The sequence below is a fragment of the Dysgonomonas sp. HDW5A genome (assembly GCF_011299555.1).
Classification (GTDB): Bacteria; Bacteroidota; Bacteroidia; order Bacteroidales; family Dysgonomonadaceae; genus Dysgonomonas_A.
In genome coordinates, this window is the sequence record NZ_CP049857.1 from 474,995 (window position 1) to 500,433 (window position 25,439).

Sequence of the window (25,439 nt, forward strand, 5' to 3'; positions counted from 1 at the left end):
TTTATAACAGGGTATAATCAAGGTTAATCGCATAACCGCAACATAATTATGAAACGCCACAATAAGCAATCCTACATTTTTTAAATACTGAATAAAAACTAAACTCTATTTTTATATTAATTTATGGAACATAAAAATCACCGCACAGGACTTACCGATGCGCAAGTTCTCGAAAGCCGGAAAAAGTACGGAGAAAACGTGCTTACCCCTCCCGAAAAAGAACCGCTATGGAAACTTTTTTTGGAGAAATTTGAAGATCCGATTATTCGTATATTACTGATTGCTGCATTTCTTTCATTAGGAATAGCAATAGTAGAACACATAACCAAAGGTGAAGGACATTACTCTGAAACAATTGGTATTTTTTGTGCCATATTCTTGGCAACCGGAGTTGCTTTCTGGTTTGAAATGGATGCAAATAAAAAATTCGACATCTTAAATCAAGTGAACGATGACGACTTAGTGATGGTTATCCGCAACAACAATGTATGTCAGGTATCAAAACGTGACATTGTGGTTGGAGATACTGTTTTACTTGAAATAGGAAATGAAGTTCCTGCTGATGGAGAATTAGTAGAAGCTGTAAATGTGCAGATGGACGAATCGTGCCTGACAGGTGAGCCAAGCATCGATAAAACCATAGACCCCAACGAATTTGAAGAAGGGGTTACCTATCCTTCCAATTATGTATTGCGTGGCACTAAAGTGATCAACGGTCATGGAGCGATGATTGTTGCAAAAGTAGGTGATGCCACTGAATTTGGGCAGGTTGCCGAAAAATCGGCTGAAATGGTCGAAGGTCAGACTCCACTTAATCGCCAATTAGATTCTTTAGCTAAATTTATCGGTGTTGTAGGTATGGTATTGGCTGTACTCACTTTTGCTGTACTATTTATCAAAGATATCTTTTTCAACGCCTCTCCCGATGCTCCACAATATTCTCTTGGACAATTAGGATTAGTGGGTGCTGTAATAATAGGTGCTGTAATTGCCTTATCTAAAGTGTGGATTCCAATAGTATACGATGCTTTTGAATTAATGGGCAAAGATAAAGAAATCCCTGACAGTGTAGAAAACGGCGGCTGGCTCAAATGGATGGGTATCGGAGTTCTTACATCTATAGTTCTGGCTACCATAGGTTTTGCTTTTGGAGTAAATCCGCTAGAACCAACTTCATGGGTATCATTGGATACTGCAGGGCATATTTTACAATATTTCATGGTAGCTGTAACATTGGTTGTAGTTGCCGTTCCCGAAGGACTTCCAATGAGTGTAACTTTAAGCTTAGCTCTTAGTATGCGTCGTATGCTAAAAGCAAACAACTTAGTACGCAAAATGCATGCTTGCGAAACAATGGGAGCAACAACTGTTATTTGTACCGATAAAACAGGAACGCTTACCCAAAACCAAATGCAGGTTTCTTATACCAATTTCTATAGTCTTCACGACCAGAAATTAGGAGATGATGAAACCAGCAAAATGATTATCGAACATATTTCAACCAACTCTACTGCATTCCTCGATTTTTCGGATGCTTCGAAAGCTAAGGCTTTAGGAAATCCAACGGAAGGAGCTTTACTTTTATGGTTGAACAGCAATAATATTAATTATCTGGACGAGAGAGAAAGCACAAAGGTTATTGAGCAACTTCCTTTCTCTACCGAGCGTAAATACATGGCTACTATCGTAGAATCAAATGCGTCTGCGAAATCAAGAAGAATCATGTACATAAAAGGTGCTCCGGAAATTGTTCTCGAAAAATGTTCTGTTGTTCAAACAGAGAACGGAGCGGTACCTGTATCTGAATTGAAAGAAAAGATAGAAGAGCAACTTTTGCAATATCAGAATCAAGCAATGCGTACATTGGGCTTTGCTTACAAAATTGCAGATGAATCGACTGCTATAGATGCTCATGACAAAGATTTTATCTTCCAAGGTATTACTGCTATTTCTGACCCTGTTCGTACAGATGTGCCCCATGCGGTGACCGAGTGTCTGCAAGCAGGCATCAACGTAAAAATAGTTACCGGTGACACCTATGCGACTGCTCGCGAGATCGGACGCCAGATAGGTATATGGAAAGATGATAAAGATTCTGACCTGAATATTATAACAGGTCCCGACTTCGAAGCGTTATCAGACCAAGAAGCTCTAAATAGAATAAAGGGTCTTAAGATAATGTGCCGTGCACGTCCATCCGACAAACAACGTTTAGTATCATTACTGAAACAATCGGGCGAAATTGTAGCTGTTACAGGTGATGGAACAAATGATGCTCCGGCACTTAATCATGCTGACGTAGGTCTTTCGATGGGATCGGGAACATCCGTGGCAAAAGAAGCCAGTGATATCACTTTGCTGGACGATTCATTCAGCAGTATTGCTGTTGCTGTTATGTGGGGACGTTCGCTTTATCAAAATATTCAGCGCTTCATCATATTCCAATTAACAATAAACGTTGCGGCTCTTCTTCTTGTATTTTTAGGTTCCATTTTCGGACATGATTTACCTCTGACGGTAACTCAGATGTTGTGGGTAAACCTTATCATGGACACATTTGCAGCAGGAGCTTTGGCTTCATTACCTCCTAATCCGAATGTAATGAATAACAAGCCTCGTAAAAATACAGACTTTATTATCACCCCTCCAATGAGAAGCAAAATCTTATTTGTCGGTTTAATATTTGTAGCTGTTTTAATGGCGATGCTATTCTACTTTAATGTACAAGCAAATCTGGATACATTCTTCGATTATATAGATGCAGACCATCGTTATGCTTATTTCTTGTCCTATTTCTTTACTGTATTCGTTTTACTACAGTTCTGGAATATGTTCAATGCAAAAGCTTTCCAAACCGGAAAATCAGCCTTTGCAGGAATGAAAGATAGCTTCGGATTTATAATCGTGGCAGGAATTATATTGGCAGGACAAATGCTTATTGTAACATTTGGTGGAGATGTATTCCGTACAGTTCCTCTACTTGCTAAAGATTGGGGAATCATTATAGCTGCTACATCTTCAGTATTGTGGATAGGTGAACTTGGTAGACTATTTACAAAAAAGTAATTACTAATTATTCTACATAAGAAAAGGATAAATAACAGAGTTATTTATCCTTTTTTCATTTACCCCCATTAAAAAAAAGCGAATATACATAATCGACAAAACAAATATCTCAGGTTGTTCACGTGAACAACCTGAGATATTTGTTTTGTATGATCAATCAAAAAAAAATGAAAAACAAAAAGCACAAATACGATCATTTAGACACAAAACGAGAATAAAACAAACTATCTGATAAAATATTCTATCTAAAACTTTCAAATTAAAACAAAAAGATCTACTTTTACGTTATAAAAAAATCATATGACAGCAATCATCGGAATTTAATTTCAATTTTCTCAATAAATGATAATATTAACATTTTTAAATATTTAGACTATGAGGGGTAAAAAGTGTTTTTTAGGTTTAATTGCTTGTTGTTCAATGTTCACAAACGAAGCTTCGGCTCAATCAGAGACCGGATCAAAATTAAAAGCCAATCTTTCAGCAGATCTTGTTAGCAGCTATGTTTGGCGTGGTATTAAGCAAGCTGCCGGAGCAAGTGCTCAACCTGCAGTTTCGGCTTCTTTAAATGGGTTTACTCTTGGCGTATGGGGATCAGTAGATGTAACCAGCAATGATCATAAGGAGGTTGACTTTTATGCCTCTTATACTTCTAATAATATAATTTTTACAGCCACAGACTATTGGTGGGATGGCGAAGATGCACTTCATTATTTCAGTTCTCCTACAGATGGAAACGTTGGACACTCTTTCGAAACTGCTCTCGCATACACTCTCCCTCAATCATTTCCTCTCAGCGTATCATGGAATACGTTTCTATTCGGTAAAGCCAATAAAAAAGCAAACGGAGATAATTCATTTTCAACCTATATCGAATTTAATTATCCTTTTGCTATTAAAGAAGTAGGCTTTAGAATAGGAACCGGCTTTACTCCTTGGGCAAGTACCATTTACGGAACTGATAAATTCAGCTTTACATCGGTGCATCTAGGAGCATCCAAAGAAATAAAAATAACAGAATCTTTCAGCGTTCCCATATTTGCCAATGTAATTGTGAATCCGGTTCATGAAGATATAAATTTTGTATTTGGAATAACACTCAGATAAGTTCGAATCAAACAAATAAACATATATAACAAAATAATAAACCGAAGTATGAAAAAAATTGAAGCCATTGTTCGTAAATCTAAATTTACCGAAGTACGAACAGCTCTACACGCAGCAGATATAGACTTCCTTTCATGGTGGGATGTGAAAGGACAAGGTGATGCTAAACAAGGATTAATATTCAGAGGTATCGCCTACGATATTAATGCCATCGACAGGATCTACATATCATTTGTAGTCAGAAATATTAATGTTGAAAAATCAATCGATGCAATACTAAAATCGGCATTTACGGGAGAAAGCGGAGACGGACGCATATTTGTTTCGTCAATAGAACAATCGATACGAATTCGCACAGGTGATCACGGAGACGAGTCTCTTTATAATAAAGAAGAAGAATAAGGTAAAAAGAGGTTATTAGGTAAAAACATCAAAAAGGTAAACGTGATTATGAAAAAGAGATTGATTCGATATACAGCATTAGCCGGTTTATTATTAGCCACTCCGGCACTTATGGCTCAGGAAGTCACAGAAACAGTTCCCGCAGCAACTTTAGATTCGGGAAATACAGCATGGATTATAGTAGCAACCGTATTGGTATTAATGATGACCATACCGGGGTTGGCTCTATTCTATGGCGGATTGGTTCGTCAAAAAAATGTACTGAGCATTCTTATGCAATGTCTTATCCTCACAGCAGTTATTACCATCGAATGGTTTGCAATTGGGTATAGTTGGGTATTCGGCACAAGTTTTATGGAAAGTGGCAGTTCCCTGGGAGCTGTAATCGGAGGTTTCGATAAAGTATTTTTACATGGTATAACGCTTGAGACTTTGACAGCAGGAAATATTCCGGAGATACTATTTGCTTTATTTCAATGTATGTTTGCTGTTATTACCCCTGCTCTGATAATCGGGGCGTTTGCCGAAAGAATAAAATTCTCGGGGTTTCTTCTTTTCAGCATCCTATGGGCACTTTTCATTTATAACCCTATGGCTCACTGGGTTTGGGGAGGCGGCTGGCTTCAACAAATGGGAGCTATTGACTTTGCCGGAGGTACAGTAGTACACATCAATGCAGGTATATCGGCTCTGGTAATGGCCATAATGTTGGGACGTCGTAAGGGATATCGCACTACAGGACACCCTGTAACACCACACAATATACCTTTCGTAGTAATGGGTACAGCTTTACTATGGTTAGGATGGATTGGCTTTAATGCAGGTAGTGGATTAGCAGCCGATGGTCTGGCAGCCAATGCTTTTCTGGTAACACACTTTGCGACAGCAGTTGCAGCTGTTACATGGATGTCTCTGGAATGGATTATCAATAAAAAACCAACCGTTGTAGGTATTTGTACAGGTGCAGTTGCCGGATTAGTTGCTATCACACCGGCAGCAGGTACAGTTGATGTAATGGGTGCATTTTTTATCGGACTTATTGCCTCTTTAATCTGCTTTATTATGGTGGCATATGTAAAACCCAAACTAAAATACGACGATTCTCTGGATGCATTTGGGGTACATGGTATCGGAGGGCTTGTAGGTGCTATACTTACAGGAGTATTCGCTACTCAGTTTGTAACAGGAGCAGACGGGGTTCAAGGTGCTTTGTTTGGCAATTGGGATCAACTATTGATACAAATAATAGCCAGTGGAGCTTCTATTGCATTTAGTGCTATCGGTACTTTCGTACTATTTTTTATTGTTGATAAACTGGTAGGCTTACGGGTTAGCAAAGAGGACGAATCTATCGGTCTTGATATTTCTCAACATGGAGAAATTGCATATACCGAAGATGAGTAAACAACAAAAAGGTCTGTGACCTTAGTTCCGGGAAAAGGGCAGGCGGTAGCAATATTGCTTGTCCTTTTTTATTTTCATAATATCAATAGTATTTATCAATTGGCTTTTTTGCTAACTTTGCGGTACTAGAAAATAATTTGAAAGAAAAGTTATACAACACATGGCAAAAGAGCTTAAAGAACTGACTCCAAGAAGTCAGGATTATAGTCAATGGTATCTTGATTTGGTACTAAAAGCAGATTTAGCAGAAAACTCTGCTGTACGTGGATGTATGGTTATTAAACCATACGGATATGCAATATGGGAAAAAATCCAACGTCAGTTGGATGATATGTTCAAAGAAACAGGTCACGAAAATGCATATTTCCCGCTTTTCATACCCAAATCGTTCTTAAGCAAAGAAGCCGATCACGTTGAAGGGTTTGCCAAAGAATGTGCTGTTGTAACTCACTACCGCTTAAAAAACGATCCCGAAGGAAAGGGTGTAATAGTAGATCCGGAAGCTAAACTAGAAGAAGAACTTATCATTCGACCAACATCGGAAACTATTATTTGGAATACATATCGTAACTGGATTCAATCGTATCGCGATCTTCCTATACTGATAAATCAATGGGCTAATGTGGTTCGATGGGAAATGCGTACACGCTTGTTCCTTCGTACTGCCGAATTCCTTTGGCAAGAAGGTCATACTGCGCATGCAACCAAAGCAGAAGCAGAGGAAGAGTCTCAAAAGATGCTCGAAGTATATGCTGAATTTGCAGAGAAATACATGGCAATGCCTGTAGTAAGAGGTGTAAAATCGGCTTCGGAACGTTTTGCAGGAGCTATCGACACATATACTATTGAAGCTCTGATGCAAGATGGAAAAGCACTTCAATCGGGAACTTCTCACTTCTTGGGACAAAATTTCGCTAAAGCATTTGATGTGAAGTTTACTGATAAAGAAGGTAAACAAGATTATGTTTGGGCAACATCATGGGGAGTTTCTACCCGTTTGATCGGTGCACTTATTATGGCTCACTCCGATGATAATGGTCTTGTACTTCCTCCTAAATTGGCTCCATACCAAGTGGTAATCGTGCCTATTTACCGTAGCGAAGAGCAATTAGCTCAGATCAACGAAAAAGTAAAAGGAATTATTTCTGCTCTAAAAAATCTGGGAATCAGTGTAAAATACGATAATGCAGATAATAAAAAACCGGGATGGAAATTCTCTGAATACGAACTTAAGGGCGTACCTGTTCGTCTGGCAATGGGTGGTCGTGATCTTGAGAACAACACAATCGAAGTTGCTCGCCGCGATACTCTAACTAAAGAAACTGTTTCGTGTGACAACTTGGATCTATATATCAAAAACCTTTTGAATGACATTCAAGAGAATATCTACAAGAAAGCTTTTGATTTCAGAACAGCAAGCACAATCAATGTAGATTCATACGATGAGTTTAAAGTAAAAATAGAAGAAGGCGGATTCATTATGGCTCATTGGGATGGAACTCCCGAAACTGAGGAAAAAATCAAAAATGAAACCAAAGCAACCATCCGTTGTATACCTTTAGAGGGAGATAAAACTCCAGGCAAATGTATGGTTACAGGTAACCCATCAGCTCAACGAGTAGTATTTGCAAGAGCATATTAAGAAGGTCACAGACCTTTTTATTATACTCTATATATAACAAAAAATAAGGAAGCTCTATGTTTTACATAGGGCTTCCTTATTTAGCATAGCAAAATAAAGCAATTAGAAATAATCAGAAAAATAGGGCTGATTATCGGGTATTATTTGCTCTAGTATTTCAAGTGTATTTTCGTCTGCTTGCAGTCGTTCAATTTTATGCAGATACGAGGGACTTCGATACGACATCAACATGGTGGTCAATGTCTGAATATCCAGATATACAGGATTACCGACTGCTTCATTTGTATGAGTAAGTTTACCTTTTTCATTCTTCACCAGACCAAATACACCCTGATTCCATTCGGCAATAGTATCAGATACCACAAAATGGAAAGGTGTAAATATATCCGAATCTTTAAACGGAAAATTATTGAGAAATTCAGTCACGTCAACTATCCGAGCCATATAATAAGGCTCTATGGTCTCTTTGATCTGTCCGTCATCCAAAAGAAAGTGAAGAGGATCGTTTTTATAAATATTTCCCTGCACCTCATCAACCATCGAATAATGGGCATAAACAAAATTCCAAAGCCCTACTCTAGCTTCTTGATTTAAGTAAATAATATCTTTGATATGAAAAATATCTTCTTCTATCCAATATAAGATATATCCTTGAGGAACATCTTCCTTATCATAATAAACAGCGGCTGTTCTTTCATCTTCGTTTTCCCATCTCCAATACTCTTCCCACTCTTGATTACCACGAATTAAGGCTCCATGATTACTCCGAGCAAATTTATCATATACCGAAATCACATCGGGATCGGTTACGGGTAATCTTTCTGCAAAACCTTTTACCGAAATATTTTTAGGTATCTGACTATCTTTTATCGTAAAAGTCAAGTGATCGGACATGATCTCCCACCCTTTGCGTCGATAATAGGGTATCGAATAAGGATAAAGATAAGAAATCCATTGCCCCTTATTTTTCATTATCTGCAATCCTGATTTTATAAGATCGTTCATTAAACCAAGATTGGCGTATTCGGGGTATGTACCCACTCCTGTCAAACCTCCCATCGAAAATATTGTTCCATGAATATTTACCTGACATGGATAAATACAGAGTTGAGAAACCAACTGATCTTCGTTAAACCATCCGATAACATCTGCATTTTTAAGTATGGGACGTTTCGATTTTACAATCTCACCATCCTCATACCCACTTTGTTGAATATCGTTATTCGTTACCTGAAATACATACCGCAACAGTTCATTAAACTGATCCAGATATTCAAGCCCAAAAGGTTTTAATACTAACTTCTCTCTTATTTTACTTCTTTCCATAAACGGAATTATGTTATTTTTCTAAAGATATTCAGTCTTCTTATTTAACAGGATATAGAAAAAATTGTTTTACAGCATGTTCTTTCTATTCTCTAGAAGTATGGAATAACAAAAGGGAGGGATTTTTAGTTCTCCTCCCTTTCATATCATCTTATAAAATTTACTTTTATTAAATCGGCTTATTTTACCCACTCTGCATTTACTAATACGGGAAAATGATCCGAGGGAAATTTACCGATGTTATAAGTATCGGTTAACATTCCCCATCTGTTCGTTTTGAAATGCTTGCTGAAATAAATATGATCCAATATTTCGTTATTGCTTATAATACCCCTATCCAAATCATCCAGTTTATCAAGAGGTTTTCCCCAAGCATTAAACGATGAGTTATTGGCATAGGGTTGTTCAACATCATAATAAGTATCTCTCAATACCCCTGAATTATTAATCAGTTGAGCCCATGAGCTATCCATTCCTCCATTGAGGTCACCCATAAATATTACAGGCTTATCACCTGCTATTTCTTTTATTTTAGCTAGTATTAGCTTACTACTTTCGTTACGTGCATAATCTTTTTCATAATCATAGTGAGCACTGAAAACAAAAAATTGCTTACCCGTCTTTTTATCCTGCAATTCAACCCATGTACAAATACGATTGCAACAAGGTGCGTCCCAGCTTTTAGAGGGCACATCGGGTGTAGCAGATAACCAGAAATCACCCTTGCCTAACAATTGATATTTGCTTGTTTTATAGTATATCGCAGAATGTTCTCCTTGTCCGTTTCCGTCCCGACCCTCACCGTAGTAATCATAACCGGGTAAGGCAGCTTTCATATCCTGTAGCTGATTAGGTAAAGCTTCCTGTGTACCGAAAAAATCGAAATCATGATATTGTACTAATTTGGCAATATAAGGAGAACGGTCTTTCCACATATTACCAACATCCGATGCATTATCGTTTCTTACATTATAAGTTCCGACATTAAAGCTTTGTGCATTCACAGCAAAGGCAGCCATTAACAGTACTGCACTGATAAAAAATTGTTTCATGATAAAATTAATTTGAGAATTAAAGGTAATAAGTAAAAGTTATTTTTTGATGATATATTCGCAGATTATAACTTTCTATAACTGTTTCTTTAATCGAACTTATAAAAAACTGAAATAAAAAAGAGGGACATTATTCTAATGTCCCTCTTCTTATTTATTTACATATATTCGTTATACTATATATTTTCCCAAATCGCTATCAGGGTCAAGCCGCGTAAAATCAAGACCATATTTAACCATTCGCTCTATCAGTTTATCATACTCACCTACCGAGTCTACTTCTATGCCTATTAATGCTGGGCCATTTTCACGGTCGTTCTTTTTCATATATTCGAAACGGACAATATCGTCATGCTCTCCCAAGACTTCATTCAAAAAGTCTTTAAATGCATTGGGACGTTGGGGAAGCCGTATAATAAAATAATGCTTCAAACCTTCAAAAATCAGAGAACGCTCCTTGATCTCCTGCATACGGTTGATATCGTTATTGCTACCACTTACAATACAAACCACATTCTTTCCTTTTATCTCTTCGGCATAATGATTCAGGGCAGTAATAGCCAATGCTCCGGCCGGTTCCACAACAATAGCGTCTTTATTATATAGTGTAAGAATAGTAGTACACACCTCACCTTCGGGAACAAGACAAATATCGTCGATCACTTTCTCGCAAACAGGATAAGTAATATCACCTGCACGCTGTACTGCTGCACCGTCTACGAACTTATTGATATGAGCCAATGTTACCGGATGTTTTGCTTCGAAAGCAGCTTTCATACAAGGTGCTCCGGCAGGTTCCACACCTATTATTTTGGTATTGGGCGAATGATCTTTTATATAAGCACCTACTCCGGCACAAAGACCGCCGCCGCCAATAGGAATAAAAAGGTAATCAATAGTTCCTTCAGGTATTTCTTTTAAGATTTCGAGCCCGATTGTACCCTGCCCTTCTATCACCTGAGGATGATCGAAAGGAGGTATAAAAGTCATATTATGCTCTTGGGTATATATTTTTGCAGCATTGGCACAATCATCAAATGTATCACCTACTAAAATGATTTCGATATTGCCATTACCAAACATTCGCGTTTGCTCAATTTTCTGTTTAGGAGTAATTTTCGGCATAAAGATAACACCTCTAACCCCCATCTGATTGCAACTATAAGCAACTCCCTGTGCATGATTACCGGCACTGGCACACACTACGCCTTTTTTCAGCAATTCGGCATCCAGACAACTCATCATATTATACGCTCCCCTTAACTTATAGGAACGAACTACTTGCAAATCTTCACGCTTCAAATATATATTTGAATTGAAATTACGGGACAATGAAAGATTTAATTCCAGTGGAGTTTTTTTGATAACCTCGCTCAATCTGATTGCAGCTTCTTCGATATGAAGATCGAATTCTTCAGTAATTTTTGATAACATCTAATTAGTATGGTTACATTTCGCATCGGCAAATGTACAAATTTGATATCTAATATGCATTAGATAAAATCCAAAAAGAACAGTACTTATACAAGTGCATTCATTAAACGACAGAAAAATACACCACAACTCTATTATTGCAATATCCTCAGATTTATTTTACCTTTGTTACTACTCAAACACTAAATAGGCTAATAGATGAATCATAATCTGGAAATACAAAAAATATTACTGAAACTGGAGTCATTATCACATCCGGAAGATAAAATTAATTTATTGAAGCAAGCCATACAGATCGCAGATGCCAATAACGATCTGGATTGGGGATTTGATCTGCGTCTCGATCTTATATCGCAGGAGAAAGATACGTCGCATTGTACCGAAAGCTTTCCAGCCTTTACCTGGATACTTAGTACATACGATGCCAACCCCGAATTATTCAACGAAGATGACTTTCTTTGGGAATACAAATGGATGGCTGCTGCTGCAAGGCGTAATGTAAATATTTCACGTCAGCAGGTGGAATCTATTATGGCTGACCTGAAAATGAGGATGGAACGCAATGGGTATACTCCTCGTGGATATTATAGTGTGATGATTTATTGGAATCTTTTCATTGGTGATATGCAGGAAGCAAACAAGTATCTCGAATTGCGGGACAATACTCCTCGTGATCGGATGTCGCACTGTCCTGCCTGTGAACTGGATACAAAGGTAGAGATTGAACTTATCGAAGGTCAATTTGATAAAGCCATAACCACAGCCAATGATCTTATTACAAAAAAACTGACTTGCGGAGTTATGCCTTTGGCTACTTTTTGTAATCTGACTTATTATTTATCGAAAGCGGGTGACGAAAGAGCTGCTGAGTTTTTCGCAAAAGCCGAAGAGGAAATTGCAGAAGCTAAAGAAAACGATACTTCACTCATTTCAAACATATCAGACCTTATTTTCTATCTGAACAAAAACGATAGAGACAGAGCTTGGGAATATTTCCAGAAATATGCCGATTGGGAAATAGGGGCAGAAGATGCAATCAGTTTCGATTTCTCGAAAAACATCTTGACTCTGCTTAAACAAGAAGGAGAAAAACAATTGACAATGAGCGAGAAGCTGCCTTACTTTAAAGCTGACGGGAATTATAAGATAGCCGATCTTTATGATTTTTATTACCAAAAAGCTCGAAATCTGGCTCAGCAATTTGATGCACGCAACGGAACTAATGCGTTTATGAAAGCATTAGAAGAAACAGTATCCCTATAAAAGGTCTTGTACCTAAAACTCAAATAGAATGAATTATAATCTTGAGATACAGAAAATACTTTTAGATACTGAAAATGTAAAAGACGCCGATGACAGAATCATGTTATTAAAACAGGCGATACATATTGCCGACGCTAATAACGATATGGATTGGGGCTTTGATCTCAGGATGGAGTTAATTCGTAACGAACAGTTTACCGCTCACTCTCGTGAAAGTTTTCCTGCCTTTGCATGGATATTGAATGCTTATGATTCTGACCCCGAGATGTATTCGGAGGAAGAAATTCTGAACGAGTACAAGTGGATGGCAGCCGTATCCTACAATAATCTGAATATATCGAAGCCACAGATAGAAGCTATTCTCGAAGATTTCAGAAAAAGGTCTATTGATTGTGGAATGAGTAGCCGAGAGTATTACAATATCATGTCCAACTGGTCGCTTTTTCTGGGTAGCAAAGAAGATGCCCGTAAATATCTCGATTTAAGAGATAAGGAATCTGAGGACAGCATGACTTCTCTGAGTAACGACCTCATTACAAGTATCTATGTAGAGATGTTTGAAGGTGATTTTGACAAAGCAATTGCCCATATTCAGGAATTTACAGCACAACGTTCTGTTCACAAAATGAACCCGATTCCTGTTTATAGCGGACTCATTTACTACTTTGGGGGTAAAATGAACGATCCTAGAGCTGCTCATTATTTTGCAGAAGCGGACAAGGAATTTTCCGAATTGGCTAATTATCCTTTTCAATTATATGAAGTAACTTTGATGATGTATTATATGTCCAAATTCGAAAAAGAGAAAGCTTGGACATACTTTGATAAATATGTAAATTGGGAACTTGGTGCTGAAGATGCTATCCGATTCGATTTTGCAGCTTCAACACTAGCCTTATTTAAAGGTGGAGGTACTCGAATAATAGATAATATAAGTAGTAACCATCCTTATTACAGGGAAGATAATACCTATAGTCTGGATGATTTATACGATCATTATTACAAAATTGCTCTTTATTTTGCACAACAGTTTGATGAGCGAAATGGTAATACACATTTTAGCGAGCAATTAGATGAAGTGCTTCAACAAATACAATAACAAAGTGTAAACTAAAAAATATGAGCCAGCCTTTAGCAGAACGTTTACGTCCCCGATCTTTGGACGAATACATCGGTCAGAAACATTTGGTCGGTGAGGGAGCTGTATTGCGACGAATGATAGATTCGGGGCGTGTTCCTTCATTTCTGCTTTGGGGACCTCCGGGTGTAGGAAAAACAACTCTGGCTCAAATAATTGCCAATACGCTTGACACCCCCTTCTATACACTGAGTGCAATTAATTCGGGTGTAAAAGATGTACGTGAAGTAATAGATACTGCTAAAAAAAATACCTTTTTCAATACCACCAAAAGCCCTATTCTTTTTATTGATGAAATCCACCGTTTCAGTAAATCCCAACAGGATTCACTTCTTGGGGCAGTAGAAACTGGAGTAATAACTTTGATAGGAGCAACCACCGAAAACCCTTCATTTGAGGTTATTCGCCCGCTTCTTTCACGTTGTCAGGTTTATGTACTTAAATCTTTAGATAAAGCCGACCTGCTCAGTCTTATAAACAGAGCTGTAACAAAAGATACTATTCTGAAAGAAAAGAATATAGATATACAGGAAACCGATGCACTCTTAAAATACTCGGGAGGTGATGCCCGAAAATTATTGAATATCCTTGATTTGGTTATATCGGCAGACGAAGGTGATACGATTATAACTGATAAAATTGTAACTGAACGTCTACAAGAAAATCCCGCTGCTTATGACAAAGGCGGCGAAATGCATTACGATATAATTTCAGCTTTTATCAAATCGATACGGGGAAGCGATCCCGATGCAGCTATCTATTGGCTTGCCCGCATGGTTGCAGGAGGTGAAGACCCTAAATTCATAGCCCGCCGATTAGTTATCTCGGCAGCCGAAGATGTTGGTTTAGCAAATCCGAATGCTTTGCTGTTGGCAAATGCTTGCTTCGATGCCCTTCAAAAAATAGGATGGCCCGAAGGTCGTATAATACTGGCTGAAACGACCGTTTATCTGGCAACTTCACCCAAAAGTAATTCGGCATATTTATCTATTGACAAGGCTTTAGCATTAGTAGAAGAGTCAGGCAATTTACCTGTACCTCTACACCTTCGTAATGCACCAACCAAATTGATGAAAGAGTTAGATTATGGCAAAGAGTACAAATATGCCCACGATTATAAGGACAACTTCATTCAACAAGACTACCTGCCTAAAGAAATAAAAAGTGCCAAGTTTTGGGAACCTCAAGCAAATCCTGCCGAATTGAAGATATTGGAGCATTTGCGAAAATTATGGAAAAACAGGTATTGATTAGCTTAAAATAAAAAAGGGCGAAAATTATTCGCCCCTACAAAATTCTATATCAATAAATAGTTAGTTTTTCAATAACACTCCAGCCAAAGCCTCTGCACAGCGTTCGCCATCCATTCCGGCAGAAACAATTCCACCTGCATAACCTGCACCTTCGCCACAAGGATAAAGACCTTTTATTTCGACATGTTGAAGAGTCTCTCGATCACGCAAAATACGAACAGGCGAAGACGTACGGCTTTCGACACCCAATAAAATAGCCTCGTTAGTCAAGTACCCTTTCTGTTTTGCTCCCACTTGATTAAGCCCGTCTTGCAAACGTTTCGAGATAAATGGAGGTAGCCACTCATTCAAGTTAGAAGATGTAATACCCGGTGCATAAGATGTCTTAGGCAGTTCTTCGCTTTTTACATTGTTTACAAAATCAGACATAAGTTGTGCGGGTGCAACCTGAGTTTTCCCTCCTGCAATCCAAGCTTTCTCTTCTAAGTCCTCTTGAAATTTAAGAAGCTCAAGTTCTCCATATTCTTGGTATTCGGGAAAATCTCCGGGATGTATTTCAACTACAATTCCCGAATTTGACCATTTTGATCCACGATTAGAGGGCGACATTCCGTTGACAACCAATTGACGATCGCCACTTGCAGCAGCTACCACAATTCCACCCGGACACATACAAAACGAATAGACACCTCTATCGCCCGATTGAACTACAAAATTATATTCGGCAGCAGGCAAATATTCGCCACGTCCTTCAGGATTATGATATTGTATCTGATCTATCAAATGTACAGGATGTTCTACCCGAACACCTACTGCTAAACCTTTAGCTTCGATCTTTACTTTCTTGTCATGGAGCATATAATATACATCTCTAGCTGAATGTCCTGTTGCTAATATTACATACCCTTCAAATATTTTACCTGTATTGGTTTTGATACCTTTTACTTCATTATTCTCAATAATAAGTTCATCCATACGGGTCTCGAAATGAACTTCTCCTCCTGCCGAAATTATTTGTTCACGCATCCTTTGAATAATTGCCGGAAGTTTATCTGTTCCGATATGAGGATGGGCATCAATCAGAATATCGGTAGTTGCTCCATGCTGGCAAAATACATTCAATATTTTATCGGCATTGCCACGCTTTTTGCTTCTTGTATAGAGCTTTCCATCCGAATAGGCACCAGCTCCACCTTCGCCGAAACAGTAGTTGGAGTCTCCATCAACAATATGCTCCCTATTGATAGTCGCTAAATCTTTTTTACGTTCTCTTACCGATTTACCTCTTTCCACAACAATAGGTCGTACACCAAGCTCAATAAGTCGTAAAGCAGCAAATAATCCACCGGGACCTGCTCCTACAACTATCGCCTGAGGCGACTTACTTACATCGGGATAATCTGTTTTATCAAAAAACACATCTGGCTGAGGTTCTCCGATATATAACCTGACACGTAAATTGATAAAAATATTACGCTGACGAGCATCAATCGAACGTTTCATTATCCGCACATCTGTAATCTCCGTCATTTTGGTATTGGTTTTATCTGCTGCAATACCTTTAACGAGATTTATATCTGCGGCTTGATCGGGGCTTACCCTTAAGTCTATATCTTTTTGCATAAAAATCAAATCTTTGATTACAAAGATAAATGAAAATAAATTAGGTTGGTCTGTTAATAAATTATCTCTATCAAAATTTCAGACCTTTATTAGCCAAATATACTAAAGAATGTTTAAGTGAGCCCCTTAGAGCAACAATAAATATTTTACTACACTTATTCATATTTTATTCTTGCAATTAATTGTTACTTTTGTGTATAATCTTAAATAAAAAACATCATGATAATAGACAGTATTGAAAAAATTTCGAACTATGAAAGCCTGAACCCTTTATTTCCTAAAGCGATTGAGTTTATCAAATCCTTGGATATGAAAAACCTAGAATTGGGAAAAATTGAAATTGACGGACAGAACATATTTGCAATCATCAGTGAAAGCAATCTGAAAACTCCTGAACAGGCAAGACTTGAAGTTCATAATAAGTATTTGGATATACAAATACCAGTTTCGAAATCCGAAGGTTTTGGATGGATAGAAAGAGCCGGCTTACAAAAAGAGGCTGCTCCTTTTGATACAACTAAAGACATTCAATTCTTCGAAGATAAGCCTACTGTCAAATTTGATTTGATGCCGGGTAACTTTGTTATCTTTTTTCCGCAGGATGGACATGCTCCATGTATCGGAGAAGGCTCGGTTATTAAGATTGTTATAAAAGTAAAAATGGAATCATAAGGTCTCAGACCTATTTATTGTCTAACCAGTATAGAAACGGCTATTAGGTATCGTTTTGATATACGACATTAAATACTGTCTGCCACATAAAAGTAAATATTTCACATTGCTTATTAATCAAATTTATATAACAATCATGAACTTATATCCACTGAAATTCAGTCCAATCCTAAAATCAATCATTTGGGGTGGATCTGATATTTGTAAATTTAAAGGCATAACACCCCAACAAGATGGAATTGGTGAAAGCTGGGAAATATCGGGTGTAGAAAACAACGTTTCGGTTGTTGACAATGGAGACCTGAGAGGTCTTAATCTTCAAAACCTGATAGCTCAATATAAAGAGAGCCTTGTCGGAAAACATGTATTCGAGAAATTCGGATCTACTTTTCCACTTTTAATCAAATTTATTGATGCCAGAGATAATCTATCGATACAAGTACATCCCGATGACGAATTGGGAATGAAAAGACATAAGTCGTTCGGCAAAACCGAAATGTGGTATGTTATTAATGCAACTCCGGGAGCCTTCTTGTATTCGGGTTTTGCTAAAGCTCTTAGCCCTGACGAATATGTGAAGAGCATAGAAGATAACACTTTTGTTGACTACTTAGCTAAACACGATGTGAAGAAAGGCGATTCGTTCTTCCTTCCCGCAGGACGTGTACACGCTATCGGAGCAGGTACATTTATTGCTGAGATTCAACAAACATCCAATATTACTTATCGCATCTACGATTACAACCGTAAAGATGCAAATGGTAATGGAAGAGAACTTCATACTGAGTTAGCCAAGGATGCGATTGATTTTAAATTGTACGACAATTACAAAATTGACTATTCACACAAGGCTAATGATACTGTTGCATTGGAATCTTGTCAGTATTTCACAACAAACCTGTTGGAATTAGATAAGCCATACACACAAGATCATAGTAACAAAGATTCTTTTGTTATTTATATCTGTATGGACGGAAGCTGCGAAGTGAAAGATTCTAATAATAACGCTATCGAATTGAAGCAAGGCGAAACTTTATTAGTACCTGCGGCTAACACCAAAAATATTACTATAACTCCAAATACTCATGTTCAATTATTGGAGACTTATGTATAAATAAATATTCTGAGCAAGGTCTCAAAATTATTTAAGACTCATTAAAGAAGAGGGATAGGACATAACAAGTCTCATTCCTCTTTTTTCATCGGGGTATGGTTAGGTAGAATTACCACTATTGACCACTTGCACAAATACTAAAACAATGTATTATAAATTATGATTCCAATGATATAGCCAATAATTAGCAGAAAGACTTATTGTAATATTGACAACAAACAAAAAGCACATATCCTATGTAGTCAGAATAAGCATAACGCTATATATCAACAACATAAACACCACCCAATAAATACTATATAAATCAAAAGCACAAATAACCTAACAAGATAGAACACATCTAAAATTTATTCTAATATCAAATAAGAATTGAAAAATATAAATCAAATCAATAAGGATAAGTATTCTTTAAGTAATTAGAATATTTAATCTAACATCCCCTGGTAGCAATGAAAACATATACCTTTTGCTACAACAAAGCAACAAAAAGGTCTGTCATCTTAAAATGAAAGTAGGTTCATGGCAATACTCAATAATTTGTTGTATTTTTATACTTATTACTTTAAAAGTATGTTTTAAATTCGCAGAACTATTTATTGCTTTGCATACAAAACCGCAATAGGTTGTTATGCACTTGAAATGCACCATTAATATTTTCTTTTACTTAATAGTAATCATATCACATGAGAGGCATTCTTATTGTAAATACAGGAAGTCCCAAAACGAAAAGCAAAGAAGATGTAAAATTCTTTATAGGAGCCATGTTATCCGATCCGCTGGTCATGACAGTACCCGATTGGATAAGACCAACTCTTGCTACTAAAATTATAGCTCCACTAAGAGCTTCCAATTCTGCATCACATTATTCTCTCATTTGGGATGATAATCAAGCCGAATCGCCCTTGCTATATAATACAATGCAACTGGCTCGAAAAATAGAAGATGCTACACACATGCCCGTAGAGGTAGCTATGCGTTATGGATTACCTTCTATTCCTGATGCTCTAAAAAAACTAAAATCTAAATGCGCAACATTACACGAAGTAGTGGTTGTACCTCTCTTCCCCCAGTATGCCCAATCGTCATATAAAACAGTTGTAGATGCTATCGCCGATCATTTTTACAAAAAGCCTTATTCATTCAGGCTAAAAATCATAGAACCATATTACAGCGACCCCAACTATATACATGCTTTAGCAGAAAGCCTTAAACCTTATGTCAAAAAGGAATATGACAGACTTGTATTTAGCTTTCATAGCCTGCCACTTAGCCATGTAGAACTGGGTTGGAAAAAAGGGAAAGATTTCGATTATGTATATCAGATAAAAGAAACCGTAAGATTAGTCAGTAAGGAATTAGATATTGATCCTAAAAAAAATCGCATTGTATATTCATCTGCAATTGGACCTAAATGGTTGAAACCGGATTTGAATGAGACAATGAAACAACTTCCTGTCAATGGTGTAAAAAGGGTTATTGCTATCACACCCGGATTCCCGGCTGATAACCTCGAAACTCTTTATGACATAGGTATAGTTGCTAAAGATAACTTTATGAAAGCCGGAGGAGAAGAGTTTACTTTTGTTCCTTGTTTAAATTTCGAACCCTATTGGATTGAGGGTCTTATTAAAATGATTACAAATAAAGTATAATCCCACAATTTATCAACTTCAGAATATCTTTAGATTTGATATTTACGTTTGTCGTATAATTTACAACATACTAATATTAAAACTGAAGTGTCATGAAAAAGTTGCATATTCTATCTATCCTACTTATTACTTTTCTAACGTTATCGATTCCTGCTGAAGCAAGGCATCGGTACAAACAAATTTCAATTTCGGAGTTACCATCAGAGGGTAAATCTTTTCTTAAAAATCATTTTAAGAAGAATAAAGTATATCATATAAAAAGAGATAAGCATGGATATGATATACAATTAGATAACAATATTAAAGTCGAGCTGGATTATTATGCCCACTGGAAACAAATCAAGACTAAAGAATATGGGTCTTTACCTCAATCTATTCAAAAGTTACTCCCAAAGAAGACTAATTCTTACATCAGACAGAATTTTAAGGATTGGAGAATTACTGAAATAAAAAGAAAAGATTACGGCTATAAAGTTGAGTTAGATAATGGACGACGAGATGCCGAATTGAAATTCAATCACAATGGCGATATTTTAAAGGTTGATTACTAATATTGCTTCATACATAATAAAGAAAAGAGGTACCCTACGCGGTTACCTCTTTTCGTCTCATTAAAAGCGAAATAGAGAACAGGCTTTTCATATCACAATTATTATGTATTTTTACAGTCAATAGAACATTATCCCTTTTATGAAATATATCATATATATACTACTCATATTTGTTTGTTTTCCGAATATTTCCGAAGCTGGTAATAAAAAGGGGGAACTACCTCCTAATGCTATACAATTTATAAATCGCCACTTTCCGAAGAATGAAATTGTAAAATCAAAATCTGACAATGATGGTTTTGAAGCAGACCTACGAAGCGGACATGAAATTGAGTTTGACAGCAATGGCAACTGGATTAAAATAAAAGGAGAATACACACCTATGCCTAAATCTATAATTGACTTATTACCTATAGGCATATCTCAATACATCTCAAAAAATTATCCACGCCGAGCAATTATTAAGATAAAGAAGAAAAAATATGGGTATAATGTAGAATTAGCCAGCTCTGTAGAGCTTAAATTCGGACACAAAGGTGAATTTATAGGGAAAGATTAATCTTGTAGGCTTTTTATTCTCAGAATAATATCATCAAGTAAAATCTAGAATTGTAAAAAATACATTCTTATCGGGATAAGAGTATTCTATCTTAAATTTATTTTTATCACATATCGACTTTATAATACTCATTCCTAACCCGGTAGAGTCTCCTTTTCTGTTACTCACCATTCTTTCGAATAAGTTTGCAGATTTTCCTTCGATTATCTCGCAAGAGTTTTCGATTGTTAACCTTTGTGTATCTAAGCTAATCTTGATATATCCTCCCTGTATATTATGACGTATCGAATTACTAATTAGATTGGATATTAAGAATTCTGCAAGATGAGCATCCATGCGTAAAATACAATCGGAGATATTTAAGGTTAACGTAATTTCTTTTGCTTCAATTAATTCAACAAGTCCTTCAATATAATTATTTATTATAACGGAAATATTTACTTCGTTAACTTCCTGGAATTGATCATTACGAATCTTCGTTAATAACAAAAGTGATTTGTTTAGTTTTGACAAACGTAAAACGGCCTTTGATATAGTATTGAGAGATAATGAAGCATCTTTATCATCAAATGTTCTTTGTTTTAAAATTTCTAATTTCGATTGTACTATAGCTAATGGGGTCTGCATCTCATGAGAAATATCTTCCGAAAAGTTTTTCATATTTTCATAATCAGCGTTTATTTTACGAACCATCTTGTTTAAGACATTATTGAGGTCATCGAACTCTTTAATACCCGAATCATTGAGATTAAGCTCCTCTCCTATTCCCAAATCATAATCCTGTAATTTATTCATCGTATTATAGAAGGGGGACCATGCCTTCCTTTTCAGGTAAAAATCTATTAAATAGATAAATATACCGAACAACACAAATATTAGGATAAGTAATCCGACAATAATATATAATAAATCATCAAGCACTATTGTAGGCTGATTCAAGGTAATAAGATGCTGTTGTTGCTTATACTCTACAACAAAATAAAGTTGACGATAAGGTTGAAAATCGCCTGTAGCCTCGCTATATAACAAAGTATCTTTAAGACCTAAAGTATAATTATCTGAGTTATTTATCAGTCTTTCTTCTATGCGGTTAGGCTGAAATACCGATGATGTTATAATCGTTAGCGTATCATTTAACTTTACATAGTTTTCTACTCGATCTTTATATTCATAAAGAATCTGATCGGTAGATTGGTGTATAAATGTATTGAAGATAAAGAATGTAGATACACACCCCAATACTATGATAAAAAGTAAGGTAAGTAATAAATAACGTCTTATGACATGGAATAGGCTCATTTCATTTATCTTCGAATTGATAACCGACACCATACGCTGTATGGATATAATCTTTGCAACCTGCATCAATAAGCTTCTTACGAAGGTTTTTGATGTGCGTATATATAAAATCAAAAGAGTCGGCTACAAGGCTCATATTATCACCCCACAAATGTTCGGCTATTGCTTCTTTGTCCAATACTTTCGACTTATTGGTAATGAAAAACAAAAGTAAATCGTACTCTTTACGGGTTAGGGTAACTTCTTTATCGTTAACAAATACTTTCCGACTATCAAATGAAATTTTTATTTCATTAAAGTCCAGCACATTCCCACCCTTAAAACTCCGTCTTCTTATTATTGATTTTATACGTGCATTCAGTTCCGAAAGATGAAAGGGTTTTGTTAGATAGTCGTCCGCACCTATATCTAAGCCTGTTAATTTATCATCAAGGGAATCCTTTGCGGAAATAATAATGACTCCAGCTTCGGTATCTTTTTCTTTAAGTAATCGGATCAAATCAAGCCCACTACCACCGGGCAGTGAAATATCAATTATAAGGCAATCGTAATTGTACATTGAAATTTTATCTTCTCCATCCGGATAATTAGAAGCCGTTTCAATAGAAAAACCTTCCGATTGGAGATATTCGACTACTGATTCCTGTAAATCCAATTCATCTTCAACTAATAGTAGTTTCATGGTCGGTCGAAGTGTTAGTTTGTAATAAGAGAGAACCTTAGTTCTCTGTACTCTCTATCTTTAAGCCTATTTTCTCAATACCCTGCAAAGGTTCATCACGCATGCCATGAACGACCTTTAACTGGTAATTTCGCTTCTCAGGAAAAACAACATCTTTTTTATAGAGTAAAGGTAACTGATACAATGAACCAAAACCTGATCCATGCCATTTGCCTAGTTTATCAGCCAGTTCATATTGCTTTTCTTCCAATGTGAAATTTTGAGATTCAAAATCATCCAGAATATATAACCAGATATTCTGATATGGGTAATCTGAGTTATTCACCAGTTCAATTGTTACATCATAAGGGACATTAGGTAGGACTGATAAAGAATCTATATCAAAGTAAATTGTATCTAACTTACTCCACTCATCTTCTTGAAGTTCGCTAAAACGATAATATGCCTCTCGTTTTTCACACGAGAGACATACAAATCCTATTATCAATATACTTATGTATACAAATTTATGCTTCATTCTGAGGCGAATTGTCATTTCGGTTGTTCCGATTCTCATTATTTCGAGGTCTGTTTCTAAACCTGTTATTATTGTTTCGATTCTTATTACGTTGAGAATTAGGAGCAGATTCCTTATTTTCATTGCTTACTGCAACATTCTTAGGTTCTTTCTCCGTAGTTGTTGCTTGAGCAGTAGCTTCGGTCTGAGGACGTCCTCCGCCTTTGACAACTTTCTTCTTTCTGTTCTTGTTATTCGAATTATTATCGAAACGATTAATGTTATCTTCCAGAATATCCATAGCTCCGGCTTTCTCCTGCACTTCGGCATTCTCGATATCTATTCTCACAGGCTTATTGCCGTTGCGATTCATCTTCATTACCTCATAGACACGATCTTTATTGACCGTCACCAAATTGGCTGCAAAGTGCTTATCTGTTGAATAAGTCATCATACCCGAAAGTATATCTGTCTTAAAATGGAAAAACGATCCGTCCTTTGTATCCAGAACAATCTCACGTGAAGGCAGCTTTTTCTGAGCTTCTACGTAAGTATCCACTTCGTAATTAAGACAGCATTTGAGTTTTCCACATTGACCAGCAAGTTTTTGAGGATTCAGAGATATATCCTGAAAACGGGCTGCGGAGGTAGATACCGAAACAAAATTCGACATCGAGCTTGAACAGCAGAGTTCTCTTCCACAAGGGCCGATACCTCCTACTCTTCCTGCTTCCTGACGGGCTCCGATCTGCTTCATCTCAATTTTTACACGGAATTGTTCTGCATAAACCTTGATCAGCTGACGAAAATCGACACGTTCATCAGCAATATAATAGAATATTGCTTTGTTTCCATCGCCTTGATATTCCACATCACTGATCTTCATATTCAGATTCTGACTTTCGGCTAGTTCACGGGCCCTTAGCATCGTTTTATGTTCTAATGCTTTAGCTTCATTGTATTTATCAATATCCAGAGGTTTAGCAATTCTATAGATACGTTTTTGTTCGCCTGGCTGACCTCTGTAATTGCTTTTCTTCATTTGCAGAAGAACCAATTTTCCGGTCAGGGTAACCTCTCCGATATCATGACCGGGAGTAGCTTCTACTGCAACAATATCTCCTTTATACAAATCGAGATTGTTACTATTTAAATAGTAGCCTTTTCGCGTATTTTTGAATTGAACCTCTACCATCTGAGTCTCTAATTGCGACTCGGGCATATCATAAAGCCAATCAAAAACTTCTAACTTGTGAGTACCTTTAGTACTACTGCAGCAGCCTCCGCCACCTGATGAACAGCCACCCGAAGAGCAACCACCTGATGAACAACCGCCACCGCCGGACGAACAACAACTGCCTCCTGTGGGGGCTGACGGTGCATTAGCATCTGTTGGAGAACCTCCGGAAGTAGCCTCGGCCTCAGCCTTTTTCAATGCTCCTCCACAAGCTCCTCCTGGATTTTTGCCACAACCACAAGCTTTCACTTGCATTCCATTTACTACAACGGTTTGTTTCTTTTTACCGCATGTGCAACCGATCGGAGTTTTGCATGTGCCTAAACAATCGTTTACCGGCTTGTACTGTTTATTGGGATTTAAATTAAGTTCCATAATGTTTTAAATAAAACAAAGCCCCTTTTTCGACTTTGTGGGTTTATATAAGCAAAAGTAAGTATTTAATGCAACATCTTTTAATTATAACT

General features: G+C 36.9%; 21 protein-coding genes. 13 read left to right on the forward strand and 8 right to left on the reverse strand.

Annotated elements, in window-relative coordinates:
• The first annotated feature begins 123 nt into the window (after window positions 1–123).
• The 5 genes from G7050_RS01910 (at window position 124) to proS (ending at window position 7,621) form a co-directional block, all read left to right on the forward strand.
• Complete coding sequence (locus tag G7050_RS01910) at window positions 124–3,066, forward strand: calcium-translocating P-type ATPase, PMCA-type (protein WP_166110404.1); 2,943 nt, start codon at window positions 124–126, stop codon at window positions 3,064–3,066.
• A 420-nt stretch (window positions 3,067–3,486) separates the two neighbouring features.
• On the forward strand, window positions 3,487–4,173 hold the full coding sequence (locus tag G7050_RS01915) for a hypothetical protein (RefSeq protein ID WP_255499241.1): 687 nt from the start codon (window positions 3,487–3,489) through the stop codon (window positions 4,171–4,173).
• A 48-nt stretch (window positions 4,174–4,221) separates the two neighbouring features.
• Complete coding sequence (locus tag G7050_RS01920) at window positions 4,222–4,575, forward strand: P-II family nitrogen regulator (RefSeq protein WP_166110407.1); 354 nt, start codon at window positions 4,222–4,224, stop codon at window positions 4,573–4,575.
• Window positions 4,576–4,686: 111 nt separating this feature from the next.
• Window positions 4,687–5,979, forward strand: a complete 1,293-nt coding sequence (locus tag G7050_RS01925) for an ammonium transporter (RefSeq protein WP_370521933.1) — start codon at window positions 4,687–4,689, stop codon at window positions 5,977–5,979.
• A 160-nt stretch (window positions 5,980–6,139) separates the two neighbouring features.
• On the forward strand, window positions 6,140–7,621 hold the full coding sequence (gene proS / locus G7050_RS01930; RefSeq protein ID WP_166110414.1) for a proline--tRNA ligase: 1,482 nt from the start codon (window positions 6,140–6,142) through the stop codon (window positions 7,619–7,621).
• Between the two features lie 102 nt (window positions 7,622–7,723).
• Here proS and eis read toward each other — a convergent pair whose 3' ends face one another.
• The 3 genes from eis to ilvA form a co-directional block, all read right to left on the reverse strand.
• Entirely contained in the window at window positions 7,724–8,947 is a 1,224-nt protein-coding gene (gene eis / locus G7050_RS01935; RefSeq protein ID WP_166110417.1) for an enhanced intracellular survival protein Eis, read from the reverse strand.
• A gap of 179 nt (window positions 8,948–9,126) precedes the next feature.
• A complete protein-coding gene (locus G7050_RS01940) occupies window positions 9,127–9,999 on the reverse strand; it encodes an endonuclease/exonuclease/phosphatase family protein (RefSeq protein ID WP_166110421.1) in 873 nt (290 codons plus the stop codon).
• Window positions 10,000–10,170: 171 nt separating this feature from the next.
• Window positions 10,171–11,433, reverse strand: coding sequence for a threonine ammonia-lyase IlvA (gene ilvA / locus G7050_RS01945; protein ID WP_166110425.1), 1,263 nt, complete (start codon window positions 11,431–11,433; stop codon window positions 10,171–10,173).
• Window positions 11,434–11,631: 198 nt separating this feature from the next.
• Between ilvA and G7050_RS01950 the strand changes: the two genes are divergently transcribed.
• The 3 genes from G7050_RS01950 to G7050_RS01960 are packed head-to-tail and all read left to right on the forward strand — an operon-like array spanning window position 11,632 to window position 15,084.
• On the forward strand, window positions 11,632–12,696 hold the full coding sequence (locus G7050_RS01950) for a hypothetical protein (protein WP_166110428.1): 1,065 nt from the start codon (window positions 11,632–11,634) through the stop codon (window positions 12,694–12,696).
• Between the two features lie 28 nt (window positions 12,697–12,724).
• Entirely contained in the window at window positions 12,725–13,795 is a 1,071-nt protein-coding gene (locus G7050_RS01955) for a hypothetical protein (RefSeq protein WP_166110432.1), read from the forward strand.
• Window positions 13,796–13,815: 20 nt separating this feature from the next.
• Window positions 13,816–15,084 carry a replication-associated recombination protein A gene (locus G7050_RS01960; protein WP_166110435.1) on the forward strand — a complete coding sequence of 423 codons (1,269 nt, stop codon included), beginning with the start codon at window positions 13,816–13,818 and terminating at the stop codon, window positions 15,082–15,084.
• Window positions 15,085–15,147: 63 nt separating this feature from the next.
• Here the strand turns inward: G7050_RS01960 and G7050_RS01965 are convergent, their stop codons facing one another.
• Window positions 15,148–16,710, reverse strand: a complete 1,563-nt coding sequence (locus G7050_RS01965) for an NAD(P)/FAD-dependent oxidoreductase (protein ID WP_166110438.1) — start codon at window positions 16,708–16,710, stop codon at window positions 15,148–15,150.
• 219 nt (window positions 16,711–16,929) lie between these two features.
• Here G7050_RS01965 and G7050_RS01970 point away from each other — a divergent pair, with 219 nt between their 5' ends.
• The 5 genes from G7050_RS01970 (at window position 16,930) to G7050_RS01990 (ending at window position 21,258) form a co-directional block, all read left to right on the forward strand.
• Window positions 16,930–17,382, forward strand: a complete 453-nt coding sequence (locus tag G7050_RS01970; RefSeq protein WP_166110441.1) for a YhcH/YjgK/YiaL family protein — start codon at window positions 16,930–16,932, stop codon at window positions 17,380–17,382.
• Window positions 17,383–17,518: 136 nt separating this feature from the next.
• The gene (locus tag G7050_RS01975) at window positions 17,519–18,496 is read left to right on the forward strand and encodes a type I phosphomannose isomerase catalytic subunit (RefSeq protein WP_166110443.1); all 978 of its coding nucleotides are present in this window, start codon (window positions 17,519–17,521) and stop codon (window positions 18,494–18,496) included.
• A gap of 683 nt (window positions 18,497–19,179) precedes the next feature.
• Window positions 19,180–20,148 carry a ferrochelatase gene (hemH, locus tag G7050_RS01980; RefSeq protein ID WP_166110445.1) on the forward strand — a complete coding sequence of 323 codons (969 nt, stop codon included), beginning with the start codon at window positions 19,180–19,182 and terminating at the stop codon, window positions 20,146–20,148.
• Window positions 20,149–20,240: 92 nt separating this feature from the next.
• Window positions 20,241–20,699, forward strand: a complete 459-nt coding sequence (locus G7050_RS01985) for a PepSY-like domain-containing protein (protein ID WP_166110448.1) — start codon at window positions 20,241–20,243, stop codon at window positions 20,697–20,699.
• A 139-nt stretch (window positions 20,700–20,838) separates the two neighbouring features.
• Window positions 20,839–21,258, forward strand: coding sequence for a PepSY-like domain-containing protein (locus G7050_RS01990; protein ID WP_166110450.1), 420 nt, complete (start codon window positions 20,839–20,841; stop codon window positions 21,256–21,258).
• A gap of 33 nt (window positions 21,259–21,291) precedes the next feature.
• Here G7050_RS01990 and G7050_RS01995 read toward each other — a convergent pair whose 3' ends face one another.
• Genes G7050_RS01995 through G7050_RS02010 form a run of 4 tightly spaced genes read right to left on the reverse strand, consistent with a single transcriptional unit; the run spans window position 21,292 to window position 25,347 of the window.
• Window positions 21,292–22,623, reverse strand: coding sequence for a HAMP domain-containing sensor histidine kinase (locus G7050_RS01995; RefSeq protein ID WP_166110453.1), 1,332 nt, complete (start codon window positions 22,621–22,623; stop codon window positions 21,292–21,294).
• Window positions 22,559–23,239, reverse strand: a complete 681-nt coding sequence (locus G7050_RS02000; RefSeq protein WP_166110455.1) for a response regulator transcription factor — start codon at window positions 23,237–23,239, stop codon at window positions 22,559–22,561. The genes G7050_RS01995 and G7050_RS02000 overlap by 65 nt, the downstream gene beginning before the upstream one ends.
• A gap of 37 nt (window positions 23,240–23,276) precedes the next feature.
• A complete protein-coding gene (locus tag G7050_RS02005; protein WP_166110458.1) occupies window positions 23,277–23,756 on the reverse strand; it encodes a gliding motility lipoprotein GldH in 480 nt (159 codons plus the stop codon).
• Window positions 23,746–25,347 carry a regulatory iron-sulfur-containing complex subunit RicT gene (locus G7050_RS02010; protein WP_166110461.1) on the reverse strand — a complete coding sequence of 534 codons (1,602 nt, stop codon included), beginning with the start codon at window positions 25,345–25,347 and terminating at the stop codon, window positions 23,746–23,748. The genes G7050_RS02005 and G7050_RS02010 overlap by 11 nt, the downstream gene beginning before the upstream one ends.
• Between the last annotated feature and the right edge of the window lie 92 nt (window positions 25,348–25,439).